Origin of the sequence: Cryobacterium sp. M91 (assembly GCF_002929615.1) — a bacterium.
In the GTDB taxonomy this organism is placed as follows: Bacteria; Actinomycetota; Actinomycetes; order Actinomycetales; family Microbacteriaceae; genus Cryobacterium; species Cryobacterium levicorallinum.
This window is the reverse complement of sequence record NZ_PJJT01000014.1, coordinates 1-1,755: the sequence shown is the minus strand read 5'-3', so window position 1 is coordinate 1,755 and position 1,755 is coordinate 1. Positions and strand designations below refer to the sequence as shown.

At 61.1% G+C, this 1,755-nt stretch carries 2 protein-coding genes; one reads left to right on the top strand and one right to left on the bottom strand.

Annotation, left to right across the window (positions count from 1 at the left end):
- Positions 1 to 327: helix-turn-helix domain-containing protein (locus CXY80_RS18955; RefSeq protein ID WP_146070588.1), on the bottom strand; the 327-nt coding region annotated here is incomplete at its 3' end.
- A gap of 101 nt (positions 328 to 428) precedes the next feature.
- Here CXY80_RS18955 and CXY80_RS00100 point away from each other — a divergent pair.
- Positions 429 to 1,658 carry an NAD(P)/FAD-dependent oxidoreductase gene (locus tag CXY80_RS00100; protein WP_104131115.1) on the top strand — a complete coding sequence of 410 codons (1,230 nt, stop codon included), beginning with the start codon at positions 429 to 431 and terminating at the stop codon, positions 1,656 to 1,658.
- Positions 1,659 to 1,755: the final 97 nt, after the last annotated feature.

Here is a 1,755-nt window from a genome sequence, read left to right as displayed (position 1 = left end):
CAACAGCTCTCCGGCCAGAGCGTAGTGCCGGTCCGGAACGGACACGGCGATTTCGTTGACCGCACGACGGTACAGCTTGGCGGGCCGTCCAGCGCCAGGACCAGTTCGGCCGGTTCGGCGCTGGAATCCGGTGTCCAACAGCCCGCATCGAGCAAGTCTCTCCAAGTGAAACGCCACAGTCCCGCGCGGAACGCCCAGCGCCTCGGCCGCCTCATCACGGCCCATCGGCGTGGCGCTTTGGGAGACAAGATCGAACAAAGCGCGACGTAGCGGGTCACTGAGCGACGCAATAGTGGATATGTCGTCCGACCGTGATTGTTCGTTCATAGTGATGATCGTAACTCTAAAACAAAGTATCTTGACAAAAGAAACGGAAGGCTCCTAAAGTTGGGCTACGAAGCTCGCCAGCAGACCAGTAAAGAGGAAACATGCCGGATTCTCAGAGTTATGTCATCGTCGGAGCAGGGCTCGCCGGTGCGTCCGCTGCCAGGACGCTGCGCGAAGAGGGCTTCACGGGGCCGATCCAACTGATCGGCGCCGAGGCGCACCGGCCCTATATCCGCCCCCCGCTCTCGAAGGACTATCTCAGCGGATCCAGTGACCGCGACTCTGTATTCGTAGATCCCCAGGACTGGTACGCGGAACATGACGTGGACTTACTCCTCGGCACTTCTGTTGCCCGCATTGATGCCGCTCGCCAGCTCATTCATACCGCCGCCGGTGAGGCCATCGCGTACAACAAGCTCTTACTAACCACTGGCTCGTCATCTCGCCGCCTGTCGATTCCCGGGGCAGACCTCGACGGGGTGCGCTATCTGCGTACCCTCGATGACTCCGACACGCTGCGCCCTTTACTTGCGGGCGGAAGCCTGCGCCTCATCTTGATCGGTTCGGGCTGGATTGGCATGGAGGTAGCCGCGACAGCACGCACCCTAGGAAACGACGTGACAATTCTCGAACGCGACCCGATCCCTTTGGCGAACGCGCTCGGCGACGAGCTCGGCCAAATGTTCGCCGATCTCCACGAACAAAACGGCGTCATTCTGCGACGCTCGGTGTCCGTTGACAGTATTCTCGGACAGGACGGCCGAGCTACCGCTGTGAAACTCACCAGCGGAGAGGTCATTCCCGCGGACCTCATCTTGGTCGGCATTGGTGCCACGCCCAACGTAAAGCTGGCCGACTCAGCGGGGCTAACGATCGATAACGGTGTCTCCGTCGATGCATCCCTTCGCACGAGCGACCCCGCAATCTACGCAGCGGGTGACGTTGCCAATGCCTACCATCCCGTGGCGAAGTTGCGACTGCGCAGCGAACACTGGGCCAATGCATTGAATGGTGGAAAGGCTGCGGCCCGGTCGATGCTCGGCCAGAAGGTGTCCTTCGACGACATCCCCTACTTCTACACCGACCAGTTCGACGTCGGAATGGAGTACTCCGGGTTCGGGCCCCTGGCGCAGGGAGCTGACGTGGTGTATCGAGGCGACCGGGCTGGCCGCGAATTCATCGCCTTTTGGGTCGCGGGTGGAAAAGTTGTGGCGGGAATGAACGTGAATGTCTGGGATGTCAACGAAGCCGTGCAAGGCATCATCCGGCGCGGCAACCAGGTCGATCGCGCCAGGCTCACGGATGCCGATGTGCCCCTGGAATCGCTGTGATCATGGCTGAAACATGTTTCAGCATCACCCCTTCGGGGGCACCCACCGCGGCACTCTCGGCGGAGGGAATCGGTACCGGCACCATGCGTTCCATCGA

Excerpts from the sequence above, each read along its gene's own strand:
- CXY80_RS00100 (WP_104131115.1), top strand. The coding sequence starts at position 429 with ATGCCGGATTCTCAGAGTTATGTCATCGTCGGAGCAGGGCTCGCCGGT.